At 63.1% G+C, this 17033-nt stretch carries 17 protein-coding genes and 1 tRNA gene; 11 read left to right on the top strand and 7 right to left on the bottom strand.

Annotation, left to right across the window (positions count from 1 at the left end; genetic code table 11):
* Positions 1 to 90 precede the first annotated feature (90 nt).
* Positions 91 to 273 (top strand): hypothetical protein, encoded by a 183-nt coding sequence (locus A3736_RS04340; protein ID WP_067679662.1) that lies wholly within the window; start codon positions 91 to 93, stop codon positions 271 to 273.
* Between the two features lie 83 nt (positions 274 to 356).
* Here A3736_RS04340 and A3736_RS04335 read toward each other — a convergent pair.
* Positions 357 to 446, bottom strand: a tRNA-Ser gene (locus tag A3736_RS04335).
* 154 nt (positions 447 to 600) lie between these two features.
* Between A3736_RS04335 and A3736_RS04330 the strand changes: the two genes are divergently transcribed.
* From A3736_RS04330 to mazG, 10 genes are read left to right on the top strand one after another with little or no spacing between them, the layout of a single operon-like run.
* Positions 601 to 1629, top strand: a complete 1029-nt coding sequence (locus tag A3736_RS04330) for a lytic transglycosylase domain-containing protein (RefSeq protein WP_067679658.1) — start codon at positions 601 to 603, stop codon at positions 1627 to 1629.
* Positions 1613 to 2629, top strand: coding sequence for an SPOR domain-containing protein (locus tag A3736_RS04325; protein WP_082851298.1), 1017 nt, complete (start codon positions 1613 to 1615; stop codon positions 2627 to 2629). Before A3736_RS04330 ends, A3736_RS04325 begins: the two co-directional genes overlap by 17 nt.
* A 31-nt stretch (positions 2630 to 2660) precedes the next feature.
* Positions 2661 to 3827, top strand: a complete 1167-nt coding sequence (locus A3736_RS04320) for a D-alanyl-D-alanine carboxypeptidase family protein (RefSeq protein WP_067679655.1) — start codon at positions 2661 to 2663, stop codon at positions 3825 to 3827.
* Positions 3824 to 4471 carry a dTMP kinase gene (gene tmk / locus A3736_RS04315; protein WP_067679687.1) on the top strand — a complete coding sequence of 216 codons (648 nt, stop codon included), beginning with the start codon at positions 3824 to 3826 and terminating at the stop codon, positions 4469 to 4471. The genes A3736_RS04320 and tmk overlap by 4 nt, the downstream gene beginning before the upstream one ends.
* Positions 4468 to 5421, top strand: coding sequence for a DNA polymerase III subunit delta' (locus tag A3736_RS04310; protein ID WP_067679652.1), 954 nt, complete (start codon positions 4468 to 4470; stop codon positions 5419 to 5421). Before tmk ends, A3736_RS04310 begins: the two co-directional genes overlap by 4 nt.
* Positions 5414 to 6973 carry a methionine--tRNA ligase gene (metG, locus tag A3736_RS04305; RefSeq protein WP_067679649.1) on the top strand — a complete coding sequence of 520 codons (1560 nt, stop codon included), beginning with the start codon at positions 5414 to 5416 and terminating at the stop codon, positions 6971 to 6973. Before A3736_RS04310 ends, metG begins: the two co-directional genes overlap by 8 nt.
* The gene (locus A3736_RS04300) at positions 6973 to 7752 is read left to right on the top strand and encodes a TatD family hydrolase (protein ID WP_067679646.1); all 780 of its coding nucleotides are present in this window, start codon (positions 6973 to 6975) and stop codon (positions 7750 to 7752) included. The genes metG and A3736_RS04300 overlap by 1 nt, the downstream gene beginning before the upstream one ends.
* Positions 7749 to 8516: an MBL fold metallo-hydrolase gene (locus tag A3736_RS04295; RefSeq protein WP_067679644.1), complete on the top strand. Its 768-nt coding sequence runs from the start codon at positions 7749 to 7751 to the stop codon at positions 8514 to 8516. The genes A3736_RS04300 and A3736_RS04295 overlap by 4 nt, the downstream gene beginning before the upstream one ends.
* Complete coding sequence (locus A3736_RS16955; protein WP_156501963.1) at positions 8513 to 8680, top strand: hypothetical protein; 168 nt, start codon at positions 8513 to 8515, stop codon at positions 8678 to 8680. The genes A3736_RS04295 and A3736_RS16955 overlap by 4 nt, the downstream gene beginning before the upstream one ends.
* 49 nt (positions 8681 to 8729) lie before the next feature.
* On the top strand, positions 8730 to 9491 hold the full coding sequence (gene mazG, locus A3736_RS04290) for a nucleoside triphosphate pyrophosphohydrolase (protein ID WP_067679642.1): 762 nt from the start codon (positions 8730 to 8732) through the stop codon (positions 9489 to 9491).
* Here the strand turns inward: mazG and hflX are convergent.
* From hflX to A3736_RS04260, 6 genes are all read right to left on the bottom strand, one after another.
* A complete protein-coding gene (gene hflX / locus A3736_RS04285) occupies positions 9475 to 10824 on the bottom strand; it encodes a GTPase HflX (protein WP_067679640.1) in 1350 nt (449 codons plus the stop codon). The two genes, mazG and hflX, sit on opposite strands and share 17 nt — an antisense overlap.
* A 17-nt stretch (positions 10825 to 10841) precedes the next feature.
* Entirely contained in the window at positions 10842 to 11417 is a 576-nt protein-coding gene (gene hfq, locus A3736_RS04280) for an RNA chaperone Hfq (protein ID WP_067679639.1), read from the bottom strand.
* Positions 11418 to 11571: 154 nt separating this feature from the next.
* Positions 11572 to 12942 (bottom strand): sigma-54 dependent transcriptional regulator, encoded by a 1371-nt coding sequence (locus A3736_RS04275; protein ID WP_067679636.1) that lies wholly within the window; start codon positions 12940 to 12942, stop codon positions 11572 to 11574.
* Positions 12943 to 12950: 8 nt separating this feature from the next.
* Positions 12951 to 15209, bottom strand: coding sequence for an ATP-binding protein (locus A3736_RS04270; protein ID WP_067679629.1), 2259 nt, complete (start codon positions 15207 to 15209; stop codon positions 12951 to 12953).
* Positions 15210 to 15270: 61 nt separating this feature from the next.
* The gene (locus tag A3736_RS04265) at positions 15271 to 16683 is read right to left on the bottom strand and encodes a sigma-54 dependent transcriptional regulator (protein ID WP_067679626.1); all 1413 of its coding nucleotides are present in this window, start codon (positions 16681 to 16683) and stop codon (positions 15271 to 15273) included.
* Positions 16680 to 17033 (bottom strand): ATP-binding protein (locus A3736_RS04260; RefSeq protein WP_233999223.1); only part of this gene is annotated, 354 nt, incomplete at its 5' end. The genes A3736_RS04260 and A3736_RS04265, both read right to left, overlap by 4 nt.

The following is a 17033-nucleotide window of genomic DNA, read 5'->3' as shown; positions in this document are numbered from 1 at the left end:
GGCGCTGCTCCCCGGCATTTCGGCGCTTCGCCAGAAAAGATCGGTGCCCTGACGCGCCCTCGTGCGTTGTTAGAGAGAGGAGACACCGGAATGGAATATGAAATCGACGACGATCCCCAAGGCGAGCGGGACGAGCCGGAGGGCGATCGCGACGGCGGAATTGTGGAAGATCACATCGCTCTCAAGAACCAGTCCAGCGTGAAGCCGGAAGATTATCCAAAAAAGCAGCGTCAGGACCAGTCGCTTGCAGGCGAGACTGACAAGCGCGACTGACGCTATTTAGCGCAAACCGGGCCGGGTAGGACATCATGCCGATCCGGCCTTTCGCGTGAAGATTGGCCATCTGAGAGGAGAAATGGCGGACAGGGTGGGATTCGAACCCACGAAGGGCTTACACCCTTGCCGGTTTTCAAGACCGGTGCATTCAACCGCTCTGCCACCTGTCCGCGTATGGATCGCGCTAATGCCCTCTGGCGATCTTGTCACGCTTCGAAATCGGGACATTCACCGAAGCGAAAAATTTCGGAACAGAAGAAGGCCTTCTCGGGTAACCCCTAAACGACATTCAGCGTTCATCCCGCCTGTGAGACAAGGGGCCCCATGACCTTCAAGCACCTGTTAGCCTGCGCCGCCCTTTCCCTGTCGTCCTTCACGATAGCCTCGCCCGCTGCAGCCCAAGACAATCTGTCCTTCGATGCCTATCTTCAACTCGTCATCGCAAAGGCGCGCGCGCAGGGGGTCAGTGAGAACACCATTGCGCGCATGACCGCAGGTTTGGAACCGAATTACCGTGTCATCGAACTCGATCGCGGTCAGCCCGGCTCGTCTTCCTCGGGCAGCGGATATCCGCCCTTGTCGAACTATATCGAACGGCATGTCGATGCCGCGCGCATCAATGGCGGACGGCGCGAGTATAATTCGGCCAGCGGAGTGCTGCGCGGGATCGAACAGGAATACGGCGTACCCGGCGACATCCTCGTCGCGATCTGGGGGCACGAGACCGCCTATGGTGCGGTGCGTGGCGGGTTCGACTTATCGCAGGCCTTGGCCACGCTTGCCTGGGAAGGGCGCCGCCGCGATCTTTTCGAAGCCGAATTCATCGATCTGCTAAAGGTTGCCGACAAGGGCTATCCGCGCTCCGAACTGAAGGGAAGCTGGGCGGGTGCTTTCGGCAATCCGCAATTCCTCCCGAGCGTCTATTTGCGCCTCGCGACGGACGGCGATGGGGATGGGCGCGCGAACATCTTCACAAATCGCAGTGACACGCTGGCATCGATCGCCAATTATTTCCGCGACGCCGGATGGCGCAGCGGCCAACCCTGGGGTGTGCCAGCTTACGTGCCGTCGAGCTTCGATACGAATAGCGTGGCGACCGAACTGGTCGCTCCGGTCTGTCCCCGCGTTCACGAACGCCACAGCCAGTTCAAGACGGTGGAGGAGTGGCGCGCGCTCGGTATCCAGCCCCAGCGTCCGCTGCCGCCCGGCACCATGGTCTCGCTGTTTCGCCCCGACGGGCCCGGCAGCCCGGCATGGCTCTTAACCACAAATTATCGGGTTATCCTCGAATACAACTGCTCGAATTATTACGCGATGAGTGTGGGGCTGCTGGCCGATGAGATTTCCCGTTAAGGATCGGAAGGCACCGATTTCGCGCGCAGGCAGGCTGTTTCTGGGTGGCGTTTCGACGCTCTCGCTCGCTGCATGCGGGCTGGGCGGGTTCGGCGGGCTCGACGCCGCGTCTGAGCCCTCGGTGCCGAGCACGTCGCGCTCGATCCCGACCGGTCCCGCCGCCGATTATCCGATGGTGCTGGGTGAGCCCTTTACGATCGACGGGATTACTTACACACCCGCCGACACTCTGAATTACGACGAAGTCGGCTACGCGACGCTCGACGATACAGACGCGGAAGGAATCTCCGCCTCGCATCGCACGCTTCCCCTGCCGAGTTACGTCGAGGTCACGTCGCTTGAAAGTGGGCGCACCGTTCTCGTCCGGGTGGAGCGGCGGGGGCCGATGACGAATTCCCGCCTTCTGGGTCTCTCGCGTGCTGCAGCCGCGCAATTGGGCGCTGGCGAAAACACGCCGATACGTGTGCGCCGCGTCAATCCGCCCGAAGACCAGCGCGCCGAATTGCGCGCCGATCGCAGCGTCGACCTGCGTATGGAAACGCCCCAGGGCCTGCTGGACGTGTTGAAGCGCAAGTTGCCCCCCATCGGCAGCGCGTCGCTGGCGCGCGAAGATGCCGGTTCCTCCGATGTGGCCACACGCGGGCCGATCGAAACCATCGATCCAACGACGGAGGAGAATCCGTCTCCGGCCCCATCCCCGGCACCCACACCGAGCCCCGCGCCCACGCCTGCTCCGACTTCGGCACCAACTCCCGCTCCTGCCCCGGCACCGTCGCCATCTCCTGCGGCGAGCGGAACTCTGGCAGTCCAGGCGGGCGCCTATTCGACCCGCGCCTCGGCCCAGAAGGTCGTCGATGCGATCGGCGGTTATCTCGAACCGACCGGCTCGCTATTCCGCGTCCGTGTCGGCCCCTTCGCGAACCGTGGAGAGGCGAGCGCCGCGCTCGCCAAGGTGCGCGCAGCGGGTTATAGGGACGCTCTCATCGTCGATATCAGATAAGGCGCTGGGCGCTCCCGGTGCGGGAGACCATGTGCGCGCAGCGTTGAAATTCCTGACTCTCGGCTTGGCCGGCGCGATCGCGATCACATCGTCGAGCCGCGCCGCCAGTCCCACCGCTCCTCGCGTGCCGACGCCTTACGAAGCGCCGATCGCCATGCTGGTCGATCTGTCGAGTGGACAGACCTTGTTCGCCCGGGAGGAAGACCGCAGGTTCATGCCCGCATCCATCACCAAGGTGATGACCACCATGGTCGCTTTCGAGTGGATGGAGCAGGGCAAGCTGTTCCCGCAGCAGGTCATGACCGTTCGGCCGGACACGTTCCGCGCTTGGAATCGCAAGGGCTCGACCATGTATCTGCCCCACGATGCGCGCATCACGGTCGATGAGTTGCTGCACGGGATCACAACGGTTTCTGCCAATGATGCTTCCGTCGTTCTTGCCGAAGGGGCTGCCGGGTCGGTCGCGCGGTGGAGCCTGGCGATGAACGATACCGCTGCGCGGCTCGGCATGGCGGACAGTCATTTCAACACGCCCAATGGCTGGATGGATGATGGGCAGACATTCGTAACCGCGCGTGATCTTGTCACGCTGGGAAGCGCGATGATCCAGCGCCATCCGTCCAAATATGGGCATTTCGTCGGCAAGAAGGGTCTCGAATACAACGGCATTCGCCAGAACAATCACGATCCGATCAGCGGCGTCGTTCCGGGGGCGGACGGGATCAAGACCGGCTTCACCAATCAGGCGGGCTACGGTTTTCTCGGCAGTGCGGAGCGCAATGGGCGGCGCCTCGTCATGGTGGTTGCGGCCTCGCCGCGCGGACGAGAACGCAACGATGCGGCGCGCGCCCTGATCGAATGGGGTTTCGCGAATTTCGACAGCCGTCGCCTGTTCGAGACTGGCGAGCGGGTGGCAACGGCGCGGGTGCAGGATGGCAACGTGTCCGAAATCGGCCTGGTGTCGGCGCGCCCGGTGCGCCTTTCCGTGCCCCATGGCAGGATGCCGAAAGTGGACCTTTCCGTCCGGTATGAAGGGCCGCTGCGTGCGCCCATCGCCGACGACGAGGAAATCGCTCGGCTGATCGTGACGGTCGACGGTGAACAGGTGAACACGCTGCCCCTTTATGCCGAACGGCCGGTCAGCGAAGCGACAGTCATTCAGCGCGTCTTCAACGGACTGTGGGGCTGGGCGGGATGAGTGCTGGCAAGAGGGGCCGTTTCATCGCATTCGAAGGCGGGGAGGGGACGGGCAAATCGACACAGGCCCGGCTGCTCGTCCAAAGGCTGGAGGCACGCGGTATTGATACCGTGCTGACGCGCGAACCCGGTGGAACGCCGGGCGCGGAGGCGATCCGCGGCTTGCTGCTCGATCCGCCGGGCGAAGGCTGGCCGATGCGCGCTGAAGCGCTGCTGTTCGCCGCCGCGCGCGCCGATCACGTCGCGCAACTAATCCGGCCTGCTCTGTCTGCTGCCAAATGGGTTGTCTGCGATCGCTTTATCGCCTCGAGCCGCGCCTATCAGGGGATAGCCGGTGGGTTGGGGGACGATCTGGTCCGCGACCTGCATCGAGCGGGGAGCGAAGATTTGTTGCCGGACCTCACGATCGTTATTGCCGCCGACGAAGCGACGATCGCCGCCCGCCTCGCCGACCGGGACGCAGGCGTGAGCGATGCGATCGGCGGGCGCGATTCCGACTATCACGCGCACGTCAATGCCGCTTTTCTGGGATTCGCCGATGCGGAGCCCCATCGGTTCGCGGTGATAGACGGCGTGGGTGAGCTCGCCGCCGTTTCCGACCGGGTCTGGAAAGCCGTCTCGCCGCTTTTGGACGATCAAGCGTGAGCCTTGTCGGCCACGAGCCTGCGCGCGCCGCCTGGCGCGATGCGCTGGAAGGCGAACGGATGCATCACGCCTGGCTGCTGGCGGGCAAGGCGGGCCTCGGCAAGATGCAATTCGCCCTTGCCGCCGCGCGCGAACTGGTCGGCGCCGCGCCCGAGCTTGATCAGCATCCCGACATCCACGTGCTCACCAACCTTCCCAAGGACGACAAGGAAGACAAGAAGCGCGAGGAGGGCAAACCGTACGAGGTCAAGCGCAACATCGCGATCGCCCAGATCCGCGCGATGCAGCAGCGGCTGAACACCCGCCCCACCTTGGGCGAGAGGCGCGCGATCATTATCGATCCGGCGGACGATATGGAGCGCAACGCGTCCAACGCGCTGCTCAAGAGCCTCGAGGAACCGCCGCGCGGAACCTATTTCCTGCTCGTCAGCCATCGTCCCTCGCGCCTTTTGCCGACAATCCGTTCGCGCTGCCGCACGCTGCGTTTCGCGGCCCTTTCCGACGATGCGATGGCGACGATCCTTGCGGCGCAGGCCCCCGACAGCGATCCGGAGACCCGTTCCGCCGCCATCGCCGCCGCTGCTGGATCGCCGGGCCGCGCGCTCGGTTTCATTGCCAGCGGACTCGGCCCCGTCGCCGAACTCATGCGGCGCATCCTCGCACAGGGCGATGCCGGTTTCGTCCTGCGTGGAGAGCTGGCAGCCTCGCTCGGCGCGCGGCCCGATCGCGCCAGACTGGAGGCAGCGCTCGATCTCGCACGCTCGATCCTTGACGAAGGGATAGAGGCGGTTCCCGCCGCGGCGCTATCGCCGCGTGTCGAAGCGCATGCCGAGCTGGTTCGCCTAACCGGCGAGCTCGCGACGTACAATTACGATCCAGGCCTGCTGGCGATGGAAATCGGCACCTTGCTCGCAGGGGCAGCCCCGGCTAGCGAACGCGCCAATGTCTGAGCCCTTCTATATCACCACCGCGATCAATTATCCCAATGGTCGCCCCCATATCGGCCACGCTTACGAAGCGATCGCCGCCGATGTCATCGCGCGCTTCCAGCGGCTCAAGGGTCGCGAGGTGCGGTTCCAGACCGGCACCGACGAACACGGCCTGAAGATGGCGCGCAAGGCCGATGAGCAAGGCCGCACGCCGCGCGAATTGGCGGACGAAATGTCCGGCTATTTCAAGGCGATGGATGACGCTCTCGATATCTCTTACGATCGTTTCATCCGCACTGTCGAAGCGGATCATCATGCCGCCAGCCAGGCGATCTGGCGCGCGATGGAAGCCAAAGGCGATCTCTATCTCGACCGTTACGAGGGCTGGTATTCCGTCCGCGACGAAGCGTATTACGACGAGAGCGAGCTGACCCAGGGCGAGGACGGCAACCGCCTTTCGCCTCAAGGCACGCCGGTCGAATGGACTGTCGAGGAAAGCTGGTTCTTCCGTCTCTCCAATTATCAGGACCGACTGCTCGAATTGCTCAACCGGCCGGGCTTTCTCGAACCCGAAAGCCGGCGGAACGAGATGATAGCCTTCGTTTCGCAGGGCCTCAGAGATCTTTCGGTCAGCCGCACCAGCTTCGACTGGGGCGTAAAGGTGCCGGGCAGTGACGAGCACGTAATGTATGTCTGGGTCGATGCGCTGACCAACTACATCACCGGGCTCGGTTATCCTGCAGACACCGAGGAATGGCGCAAATTCTGGCCCGCCAGCGTGCACCTGATCGGGAAGGATATTGTCCGGTTCCACACCGTGTACTGGCCGGCTTTCCTGATGAGCGCCGATCTGCCCGTGCCGCAGAAAGTCTTCGGCCACGGCTTCATCCTTAATCGCGGCCAGAAGGAATCCAAATCGGTCGGCAACGTCACCGATCCGCTGGACCTCGCCGAAACGTTCGGCGTCGATAACCTTCGCTATTTCCTGATGCGCGAAGTCGCCTTCGGACAGGACGGGAGCTATTCGCCTCAGGCGATCGTCACGCGCTGCAATGCGGAACTTGCCAACAGCTTCGGCAATCTTGTGCAGCGCACCCTGTCCATGATCGCCAAGAACATGGACGGCGCCATTCTCGATTACGAGGTAGCAGGCGAGGATAAGGCCTTGCTTTCCAAGGTGCAGGAGGCCTGTCGCGAAGCACTGCCGCGTGAATTCGAAGGCCTTGCTTTCAGCGTCGGGATCGAAGCGTGGATGGAGGCGGTGTGGGCCTGCAACCAATATGTGGACGAGCAAGCGCCGTGGGCTTTGCGCAAGACCGATCCGAAGCGGATGGAAGCGGTGCTGCTGACGCTCTACATCGCGATCCGCGATCTTGCTCTGGCGATACAGCCCGTCGTGCCGAGCAAGGCCAAGGCCGTTCTCGACATGCTGGGCGTGGCCGAAGACCGGCGCGGATTTGGCGATCTCGCCGATGAGAGCTGGTACGGCGCGCTGGTGGCTGCCGGGCATCGAATCGGCAAGCCCGAACCCGTCTTTCCGCGCCTCGAACTGCCGGAAAATGAGGCCGCCTGATGCTTGTCGACAGCCATTGCCACCTGGAATATAAGGGTCTCGTTGAAGAACAGGATGCCGTTCTCGACCGCGCGCGCACGGCGGGGATCGGGGCTTTTCTGAATATCTCGACCAAGCGCAGCGAATGGGATCAGGTAATTGCCACCGCCCATCGCGCGACCGACGTCTATGCAAGCGTCGGCATCCATCCACATAATGCGGACGATCACCAGGATCTGACCGAAGACACGCTGTTCGAAGCCACGCAGGATCCGCGCGTGATCGGGATCGGCGAAACCGGGCTCGACTATTTTTACGAGCATTCCGATCGAGAAGCGCAAAAGCGCCTGTTCCGCCTCCACATTGCCGTGGCGAGAAGGACCGGCCTGCCCCTTATCATCCACACGCGCGATGCCGAGGACGATACGCTTGAAATTCTGGGCGACGAGATGGGGAAGGGCGAGTTTCCGGCGCTGATCCACTGCTTCACCGCATCGGCCGAATTCGGCGAAAAGGTTCTCGAAATGGGCCTGTCGATTTCGCTGTCGGGCATCGTGACCTTCAAGAACGCCAGAGACTTGCAGGCGGTTGCGCGGACAGTACCTGTAGATCGCTTGCTGGTAGAAACCGACAGTCCCTTCCTCGCGCCCGTGCCGCATCGCGGGAAGACTTGCGAGCCGGGATTTGTTCGCGATACGGCCAGCTTCCTCGCCGAATTAAGGGGTGAAAAGCTGGAGGACCTCGCCGCCCGAACTACCGACAATTTCTACGCCTTGTTCAGCAAGGCGGACCGCCCGTGAAATTCCTGATGCTCGGCTCGGGCACGTCGACCGGCGTCCCACGGATCGGCGAGGATTGGGGAGCGTGTGATCCCAACGAGCCGCGAAACCGCCGTAGTCGCGTATCCATCATCGTAGAAAACGATGCAGGCCAAAGGGTTCTGGTCGACACTTCACCCGATCTGCGAAACCAACTTCTGACCAATCGGATCGACCGGGTCGACGCCGTGCTGTGGACGCACGACCACGCCGATCACTGCCATGGCATCGATGATCTGCGCGTCATGCGCTATTCGCGCAGCAACGCGCTGCCGGGCCTGGCGCGCGCGCCGGTGATGGCCAGTCTCAAACGCCGCTTCGATTACATATTCGAAGGCCAGCACGGTTATCCGACGCTGATCGATATCAAGCCAGTCGAAAATGTCCGCATGGTGGCTGGATTCGGCCTCGCCGCAGTCGAAATGCCGCATGGTCCGACCACCAGTACTGGATATCGCTTCGACGCGGATGGCGTCAGCCTGGTCTATGCGACCGATTACAGCGAAATCACCGATGGCATGCTGGAATGCTTCGACGGCGCGGACGTAATCATAAGCGACTGTCTGCGCCGCGATCCGCATCCTTCTCACGCGACGGTGAACATGGCGGTCGATCTGGCCAAGCAATGCCGCGCGCGCAAGCTGGTCCTGACGCATCTCGACAAAAGCATGGATTACAGGACGCTATGCGACGAAGCGCCTAAACATGTGACGGTCGGCTTCGATGGTCTCGAGATGAAGATATGAACGAGTATCAGATCGTATCGATCATTTCGTTGGTCGGCTTTCTCGTCCTTGCGCTTGGCGCACTGCGGACACATCGGCTCGATTTGCGGCGCACGCTGCTGATGGCGGGGGCATGGGTTGCGATCTTCGGCATTGTCGTGCTGTTCATCGATGCAGTTTCGTGACCTCCCTGTGCGCTGCCGTATTTAACATAATATATATTATCATCCTGCTATGAGCGCCACCGAGAACCCTCAACTGAACCGCCTGCTGGCGATCATGGCGCGGCTGCGCGATCCGGAGCGCGGTTGCGAATGGGATCTGGCGCAGGATTTCGCGTCGATCGCGCCGTATACGCTCGAAGAAGCTTACGAAGTCGCCGACGCGATCGCGCGCGAGGATATGGCCGATCTGCGCGACGAGCTTGGCGATCTGCTGCTCCAGGTCGTTTTTCATGCGCGCATGGCGCAGGAAGCCGGCCTGTTCGCTTTCGAAGACGTGGCGCGGTCGATTGCCGACAAGATGGAAGCGCGCCATCCGCATATCTTCGGTGACGAGGATGGCACGATGGGCGAAACGCGTTGGGAAACGCTCAAGGCGGCCGAAAGGGAATCCAAGGGAAGCACAAGTTCGATGGACGGTATCGCCCTGGCGCTTCCGGCCTTGTTGCGGGCGCAGAAATTGCAGAAGCGCGCCGCGCGTGACGGGTTCGATTGGCCCGACACCGAAGGGCCCGAGGCCAAGATTATCGAGGAAATTCAGGAGCTTAAATCGGCTCCTGCAGAAATGATGGAGGAAGAGGCCGGGGATCTTCTTTTCGCCGCCGTCAACTTCGTCCGCGCCCACGGGATCGATGCCGAAAGCGCCCTACGCGCGGCCAACGCCAAATTCGAACGCCGCTATCGTGCGATGGAAGGCAAGGCGGCGGGCGGGTTTGCCGAGCTCTCGCTCGATCAGCAGGAAGCACTCTGGCAGGCGGTCAAGCGCGACGAATAAGCGGCTCGGCGGTCGCGCCGTCTCCCAGCGTTTCGAACCGGCCCAACTCCTTATCGGTCAGGCGCACATCCAGCGTGCGAAACGGCCCTTCCCCATCCTGAACACCGTCGGCATCGGCAGGAATATCGTCGAAAACCTGACCGTGCGCGTGCAGCCACGCAATCCGCGAACCGTCAGCAGCCGATAGAGTGATGGCGTAACGGCGCGCTCCACTGGTCAGCAATCGTCCCAACCGGTCCGTCAGAATATCGACGCCCATGCCGGTAACAGCAGAGATAGCGATCACATCCTCGTCTTCGGTCGCAAGCGGTTCGATTTCCGCGCGCCGCTCGTCCGAAAGCGCATCCCACTTGTTCCACGCCTCGATGATCGGGATCGAACTGATCCCATCTTCGTCCATCACGCCCAGATCCGACAGGATGTCGAGGACTTCGCGCTTTTGCGCCGCAGCGTCCGGGTTCGCCATGTCGCGGACATGGACGATGACATCGGCTGCCGTGACTTCTTCCAGAGTTGCGCGAAAGGCCGCGACGAGTTGCGTCGGCAGATCGGAAATGAAGCCCACCGTGTCGGACAGAATGGCTTTCTCGATCCCCGGCAGCGCGACGGCGCGCATGGTCGGGTCGAGCGTCGCGAACAGCAGATCTTCCGCCATCACCTGCGCGCCCGTCATCCGATTGAAAAGCGTGGATTTGCCGGCATTGGTATAGCCTACCAGCGCCATGATCGGCCAAGGCGCCCTTCCCCGCCGTTCCCGGTGCAGGGCGCGGGTCTTGCGGACCTGTTCCAGTTCCTTGCGAAGACGCGCCATGCGCGTGCGGATCATGCGCCGGTCCGCCTCGATCTGCGTCTCGCCCGGCCCGCCGAGGAAGCCAAAGCCGCCGCGCTGGCGTTCGAGGTGAGTCCAGCTGCGCACCAGGCGGCTCTGCTGGTAGTCGAGATGCGCGAGTTCGACCTGCAAGCGACCTTCAGCCGTGGCTGCTCGCTCGCCGAAGATTTCGAGGATCAACCCGGTGCGGTCGATCACCTTGCGCTTGAGCGTTTCTTCGAGATTGCGCTGCTGGATCGGGCTCAAGGCCCCATCCACCACCAGCAATTCAATCTCGTCCTGCTCGCATTTGGTGGCGATATTCTCGACCTGACCGGATCCGAACAGCGTGTTCGGCTTCACGTCGCGCACTGGCAGGACGATGCCTTCCGCAACCACGATACCGATCGCCAACGCCAGGCCCTTCGCTTCTTCGAGGCGCGCTTCCGCGTCGAGATCGCGGGACTGGTTGCGAATGTCAGGCACCACGACGAGCGCGCGGGCTCCGCGCGACACTTCGCCCATCAGGTCATCATCGAAGCTCAGAGCGCATCGTCCTCATCGTCCTCGGTCAGGTCGACCGAGGTGGCTGGCTGGATCGTGGAAACGGCGTGTTTGTAGGCCAGCTGCACATAGCCTTCGCGTTCGAGCAGCATGCAAAACAGATCGTAGGCGGCAATCGCTCCTTGAAGCATAACCCCGTTGACGAGGAACATGGTCACTTGAGTTTCCGCCTCGCTCACCCTGCTCAGGAACACGTCCTGTAACAGCCGCTGCTTCGCACCCGATCCCTGGCTGGCGAATTGGCTCGCATCGACGGGCGAGCCGGGCATGATCGTGGAGATTGCGTGCTTGTAGACCAGCTGGGACTGGCCGTCGCGCCGCAGCAGGATGGAGAAATTGTCGAACCAGGTGATGATGCCTTGCAGCTTCACGCCCTTGACGAGGAACATCGTGACCGGCGTCTTGTCGCGGCGGAGCAGGTTCAGGAACGCGTCCTGCAGATTCTGCGGCTTCCCGCCCTTTTTGGCAGACTTGGCTTTCGCGGCCGGCCGATCCTCCGCTTCGGATTCCGGTTTGGGAGGGCGCGGGCGGGCGCTGAGAGTGCGTTCGGACATTTATCTGCCTCCTGTTCTCTTTGGCGGTTCTCCATCGTCGAACCGCAATCGGGACCTTTTCCCACCCATTGGCGAGAAAGGTTCGGTGTTTCTGCAAGCTTATGTGGGAATGCCACGCTCTATTGGCAAATAGTCTTGAGGGCGGCGGGTTCCCCTAATCGCGTCGGTCGGTCATGCCCAGAAGCTTCAATTTGCGATGCAGGGCCGAACGTTCCATGCCGATGAAGGTCGCCGTCTTCGAAATATTGCCGGAAAACCGCCGGATCTGGACCGAGAGATATTCGCGCTCGAAATTTTCACGCGCTTCCCTGAGCGGCGCCCCCATCATCGCAGTGAGCGCCTGCCCGCCGCCGAGCCTGCCGCCGGTGACTTCGCCTGCCAGCATGTCGGGCTCGACAGTATCGAACTCCTCGCGCGGAGTGAGGATCACCGTGCGCTCGACCACATTGCGTAGCTGGCGCACGTTTCCGGGCCAATCATACGCCTGAAGCGCCGCCATCGCCTCCTCCCCGATCGTGGGCGGGGGCAAGCCCTGTTCGGCAGCGTAGCGAGCGAAGAAATGCTCGGCGAGCGCAGGAATGTCGTCGCGCCGCTCCGCGAGCGAGGGAACGGTGACGGGGACCACGTTGAGGCGATAGAACAGATCCTCTCGAAAACGCTTTTCTTCCATCTCCCTTTGCAGATCGCGCGCAGTCGATGACACCACGCGAACGTCGACGCCGATCTGGCGCGATCCGCCGACCCGCACGAAGCTTTGTTCGGTCAGGACCCGCAGGATGCGCGCCTGAGTCGAAAGCGGCATGTCCGCGACCTCATCGAGATACAGCGTGCCGCCATCCGCCAGTTCGAGCAGGCCCGGACGCACCAGCTTGCCGTCCTGTTCCTCACCGAACAATTCATGCTCGAAGCGTTCCGGCGTGATCCGGGCGGAATTGACGATCACGAAAGCGTGGTTCTCGCGCGGGCTCCAGGAATGCAGCAATCGCGCGGCGACTTCCTTGCCCGCCCCAGCCGGGCCGTAGATCAGGACGCGGCTGCCGGTATTGGCGACACGCTTGAGCGTGGCGCGTACCTGCGTGATTGCATTGCTGTTGCCGTTGAACTCCTCGCCGCCGACTAGCGTGCTCTTCAGCCGCGTGTTCTCGCGCCGCAGCCGCTCGGTCTCGGTCGCCCGTTCGACGAGGTGGAGCAGGCGCTCGGCCTCGAAGGGCTTCTCGATGAAATCCATCGCTCCGCGGCTGACGGCGGAGACGGCCGTGTCGATATTGCCATGGCCGGAAAAGATGATCACCGGCAGATCGGGCTCGCGTACCTTGATCGCGTCGAGCACTTCCAGCCCGTCCATCGGGCTGCCGTGCAGCCAGACATCGAGCAGGACCAGGCTGGGCCGCTTATCGTCGATCGCTTCGAGCGCGGACGTGCTGTCGCCTGCAGTGCGGCAGTCGTAGCCTTCGTCGCTCAAAACGCCCGAAACCAGCTCTCGGATGTCGCGTTCGTCGTCGACGATCAGGATGTCCAATGCCATGGTGTATCTTACCTTTTATCCGAATTCTGTTCGTCGCCGCCCTGCGGCGCGTCATGCGCCCGGCCGGGATCGCGCGCGAAGCGCAAGGTCACGCGCGTGCCACCCTCGGGGCGCACCGAAAATTGCATGTCGCCACGATGTTCCTCGACGATCTTGTTGACGATCGCGAGGCCGAGGCCCGTGCCACGCTCGCGCGTCGTCACATAGGGTTCGACGATCCGCTCGCGATCCTTGGGCAGGCCGACGCCATTGTCTTCGACCGCCACGGAGATGCTGTCCGGCCCCGCCTCGATGGCGACATCGATACGGCCGCGATAATCGGGCGCGCTGCTGCGCGCGGCCTCGGCCTCGACCGCTTCGGCGGCGTTCTTGAGAACGTTGGTGAGCGCCTGGCCGAACTGGTGCCGGTCGCACTGGATGCGGATCGGGCCTTCGATATCGCCGCTGAGGCGATAGTCGATATCCGAATGACCGACTTCCTGCAGGAAGAGCGATTGCCGCGTCAGGTCGAGCGCGTCTTCGGGTCGGAACACGGGCTTTGGCAGGCGCGCGAAGCTGGAGAATTCGTCCACCATCGTGCGCAGATCGCCGACCTGGCGCTTGATCGTATCGGTCAGCTCGTCGAACAGCTCGCCATCTTCGAGGATCTGGCGACGATAGCGGCGCTTCAACCGCTCGGTGGCCAATTGGATCGGCGTGAGCGGGTTCTTGATTTCATGCGCGATGCGCCGCGCCACATCGGACCAGGCGGCCTGACGCTGGTCGAGCAGCTGGCGCGTAATATCTTCGAAGGTGATGACGTGCCCGTCCCGCTCGGGCGCGATCTTTACCGCCAGCGTCAAAAGCTCGCTGCCCTTGGAATAGCCGACAATACCCTGCTCCAATCCACCCGCGACCATGGCCGCGATCTGGGGAACGAGACTGTGGACCGTGCGCTCGCCTTCGCCACCCCCTTCGCCTTGGCCGCCTTCGTTTGCGAGTAGCAGGCGTTTGGCCGGGCCGTTCATCAGCAGAATGCGCCCGCGCGCATCGATCGACATCACCCCGGCGCTGACCGATTCGATCACCGCCTCGATGAAGTCGCGCCGTTCGTCGAGCTGGCGGTTGGCGGATACGAGCGCGTCGGTCTGCTTTTCGAGCTGCGCGGTCATGCGGTTGAAGGCGCGATTGAGCAGGCCGATCTCGTCCGCTCCCGTCCGCCCGTCGACGCGCATGGCGAAATTGCCCCCACCCACTTCGCGCGCGGCGACGACGAGGCTGGTGAGCGGTTCGACCTGCCGATCCGCGAAGCGCAGCGCGAACCATACTGCGAGGCCTACGAGGCCCAGGCTGACGAAGAACAGCGCCAGATTGAAGCGCAACTGCAACGCACGCGCCCGCAGGGTCAGCGCTTCGTAGGCGGTCGAGATATTGGTCGCGGCCTGCCAGCTGCGGAAGGAATCCGCCTGCGCCGTGCGCGAATTGTAGAGATAAATTCCGCTCTCCCGATCGATCGGCGCCAGCGCTTCGATGCGGCCTTCGCTGCCCTCGATCGCGACAGGTTCCCCGCGCCGCACCCGATCGAGAAACCGTTCCGCGAACGCCGCCGGTTCGGTGCCTTCGTTCACGCCGTACAGGAAGGCGGTGCGCACTGTACCATCCGGCATGGCCTGCAGAATCGCGCTTTCGCTGATATCGCGCGGTTCGGCCTGGTAGCGGTAATAGTTCGGAAAAGCCTCGTTCACCAGCGATCCGCGTTCGAGATAGAACCGCATATCGCCCGCCATGGCCACGGTCTCGTTACCGACATCGACCTGATTTTCTTCGTAGAAACTTTCGGCGAGTTGCCGCGTGTTCTCCATCAGCCCCCGCGAATTGTCGGAGAACCAGAAATCCACGCCGGACTGGAACAGGAAGGCCGCGAATCCGGCCACCAGCAGAGTCGGCACGGCAGCGATCAGGGAGAAGAGGAAGACGAGGCGGACATGCAGGCGCGCCGTGCTGCCCGCCGCGCGCCGGATCGCCATCCTGCGTCCGAGCAGGACGAGCAGCGCCATTGCCGGAACCAGCGTCCCCACCAGAAGGCCCGCCACCTGACGCGAGGGCAGCGACTGGCCGCCCGGCGGCGCTTCGGAAAAGGTTAGCCAGGTGCTCGCCACCATGGCCAGAAAGGCGGCAGCGAAAAAGATTTCGAGCAGGAAGAAGACGTTCGAACGCCGCGCCGCGACCACGAACCGGCGCAGCCACCGGGGTGTGGGTCGCGAAGAGGAAAAGGCCTGGCTTGCCATCGTTGCTCAGTTACCACGATGGTGTGGCCTATATGCAAGCCCAAATTCGCCGAAACGCCCGCTACCGTCGCCGGGCGAAGCGCTCGGGCTCGATTTCCAGCTCGTCGAGCTTCTTGCGCAGGGTGTTCCGGTTGATGCCGAGCAATTCGGCCGCGCGCAATTGGTTGCCGTCCATCGCGCGCAATGCATGTTCGACCAGCGGTTTTTCGAACCGCGCCAGAGCTGCGTGATAGAGCGTTCCGGGCCGGGGGGCGTTTTCCGCCAGAAACGCATCGAGCGCGGCGGCAAATCCGTCTGTCGCAGGGGTGCCGGGCGCGCGGGTCTCGCCCGCCACGACCTCTTCGACGAGCGACCGGTCGATCGCTTCCTGCCGCGCATTGAGCGCCAGGCGAAAGACGACATTGCGCAATTCACGGACATTGCCGCGCCAGGGCAATGCCGCGAGTTCTTCCACCGCCCCGTCCGTAATCGTGTGGCGCGACAGGCCTTCGTTTGCGGCCAGCCCAAGGAAATGGCGAGCAAGCGCGGCGATATCCTCGCGCCGCTCGCGCAGGGGCGGCAATTCGATCGGCACCACGTTGAGGCGATAGAACAGATCCTCGCGGAACGTGCCGGCCGCGATCATCGGGCCGAGCGCGCGGTTGGTGGCGGCGACGATGCGCACGTTCACCGCGATTTCGCTGCGCCCGCCGACCCGGCGAATGCTGCCCGATTGCAGCGCGCGCAGCAACCGGGTCTGCGCTTCGGAGGGCATGTCGCCGATTTCGTCTAGAAACAGCGTGCCGCCATTGGCCTGTTCGAACTTGCCGATCGTCTGCGCCACCGCACCGGTAAACGCGCCGCGTTCGTGGCCGAACAATTCGCTCTCGATCAGATCGTGCGGGATTGCCGCCATGTTGATCGCCACGAAAGGCCCCGTGCGGCGCGATCCCAATTGATGGATCGCCTCTGCGACCAATTCCTTGCCCGTGCCCGATTCGCCGGTGACGAGCACGGTCAGATCGTTGCGCAGCACCTTGGTGATCATGCGATAGACGCCCTGCATCGCCTGACTGCGGCCGATGAAGGGAAGGCCTTGCTCACTCGGCCCGCTGTCACCGCCCTGCCCGACATTTCGCTGGACTGCCTGCGCCACCGCTCTCAGCAGCGCGTCGAGATCGAAGGGCTTAGGAAAATATTCGAACGCCTCGCTGTCGCTGGCGCGCACGGCGGTGTCGAGCGTGTTCTGGGCGCTCAGGACGATCACCGGCATATCGGGCGCGCGTTTGCGCAGCGCCGCGATATCGTCGAGCCCGTCGCCATCCTCGAGCACGATGTCGGTCAGCATCACGTCGAACCGGGTTTCGGCCAGCAATTCGTCGCGCCTGGCGATCGATGTGCAGGCCGCCACGTGATAGCCTTCGTCACCCAAGGCTTCCGAAACGACCGTGGCGATGGCGCGATCGTCCTCGACCAACAGGACCGAAAAGCTCATGCGCCCGCTCCTTCGGCGACCGGCAGGTTGATGCGAAAGTGAGTAAGCCCCGCGCGCTCGTCACGCTCGTGGCTCACGCGGCCGCCCAGATCGCGGACCAGCTTTCGCACGAGGGCGAGGCCGAGGCCCTGCCCGCCAGTCTTTCCGGTCACGAAGGGTTCGAAGATATGATCGCGTAACGTAGGATCGACGCCCGGACCCGTGTCGCTGACGATGATTTCGATCGGAAGCCGCGTGCTCTTGCCGAAGCGGATCGCATTGAAGACCAACCCACTGGCAAAGCGCGTGCGCACTGTGACCGTGGGATGTTCGGCATCGCCCGCCGCGTCGCAGGCANTCGCCACCAGATT

It is taken from the genome of Erythrobacter sp. HI0063, from assembly GCF_001635685.1.
Classification (GTDB): domain Bacteria; phylum Pseudomonadota; class Alphaproteobacteria; order Sphingomonadales; family Sphingomonadaceae; genus Qipengyuania.
The sequence above is the reverse complement of the archived record's forward strand: the minus strand, read 5'-3'. Positions and strand labels throughout refer to the sequence as shown.

Excerpts from the sequence above, each read along its gene's own strand:
- A3736_RS04270 (WP_067679629.1), bottom strand. The coding sequence starts at position 15,209 with ATGGCAAGCCAGGCCTTTTCCTCTTCGCGACCCACACCCCGGTGGCTG.
- tmk (WP_067679687.1), top strand. The coding sequence starts at position 3,824 with ATGAGTGCTGGCAAGAGGGGCCGTTTCATCGCATTCGAAGGCGGGGAG.
- A3736_RS04275 (WP_067679636.1), bottom strand. The coding sequence starts at position 12,942 with ATGGCATTGGACATCCTGATCGTCGACGACGAACGCGACATCCGAGAG.
- A3736_RS04330 (WP_067679658.1), top strand. The coding sequence starts at position 601 with ATGACCTTCAAGCACCTGTTAGCCTGCGCCGCCCTTTCCCTGTCGTCC.
- A3736_RS04340 (WP_067679662.1), top strand. The coding sequence starts at position 91 with ATGGAATATGAAATCGACGACGATCCCCAAGGCGAGCGGGACGAGCCG.
- A3736_RS16955 (WP_156501963.1), top strand. The coding sequence starts at position 8,513 with ATGAACGAGTATCAGATCGTATCGATCATTTCGTTGGTCGGCTTTCTC.
- A3736_RS04265 (WP_067679626.1), bottom strand. The coding sequence starts at position 16,683 with ATGAGCTTTTCGGTCCTGTTGGTCGAGGACGATCGCGCCATCGCCACG.
- A3736_RS04325 (WP_082851298.1), top strand. The coding sequence starts at position 1,613 with ATGAGATTTCCCGTTAAGGATCGGAAGGCACCGATTTCGCGCGCAGGC.
- A3736_RS04300 (WP_067679646.1), top strand. The coding sequence starts at position 6,973 with ATGCTTGTCGACAGCCATTGCCACCTGGAATATAAGGGTCTCGTTGAA.
- metG (WP_067679649.1), top strand. The coding sequence starts at position 5,414 with ATGTCTGAGCCCTTCTATATCACCACCGCGATCAATTATCCCAATGGT.
- hflX (WP_067679640.1), bottom strand. The coding sequence starts at position 10,824 with ATGGGCGAAGTGTCGCGCGGAGCCCGCGCGCTCGTCGTGGTGCCTGAC.
- mazG (WP_067679642.1), top strand. The coding sequence starts at position 8,730 with ATGAGCGCCACCGAGAACCCTCAACTGAACCGCCTGCTGGCGATCATG.
- hfq (WP_067679639.1), bottom strand. The coding sequence starts at position 11,417 with ATGTCCGAACGCACTCTCAGCGCCCGCCCGCGCCCTCCCAAACCGGAA.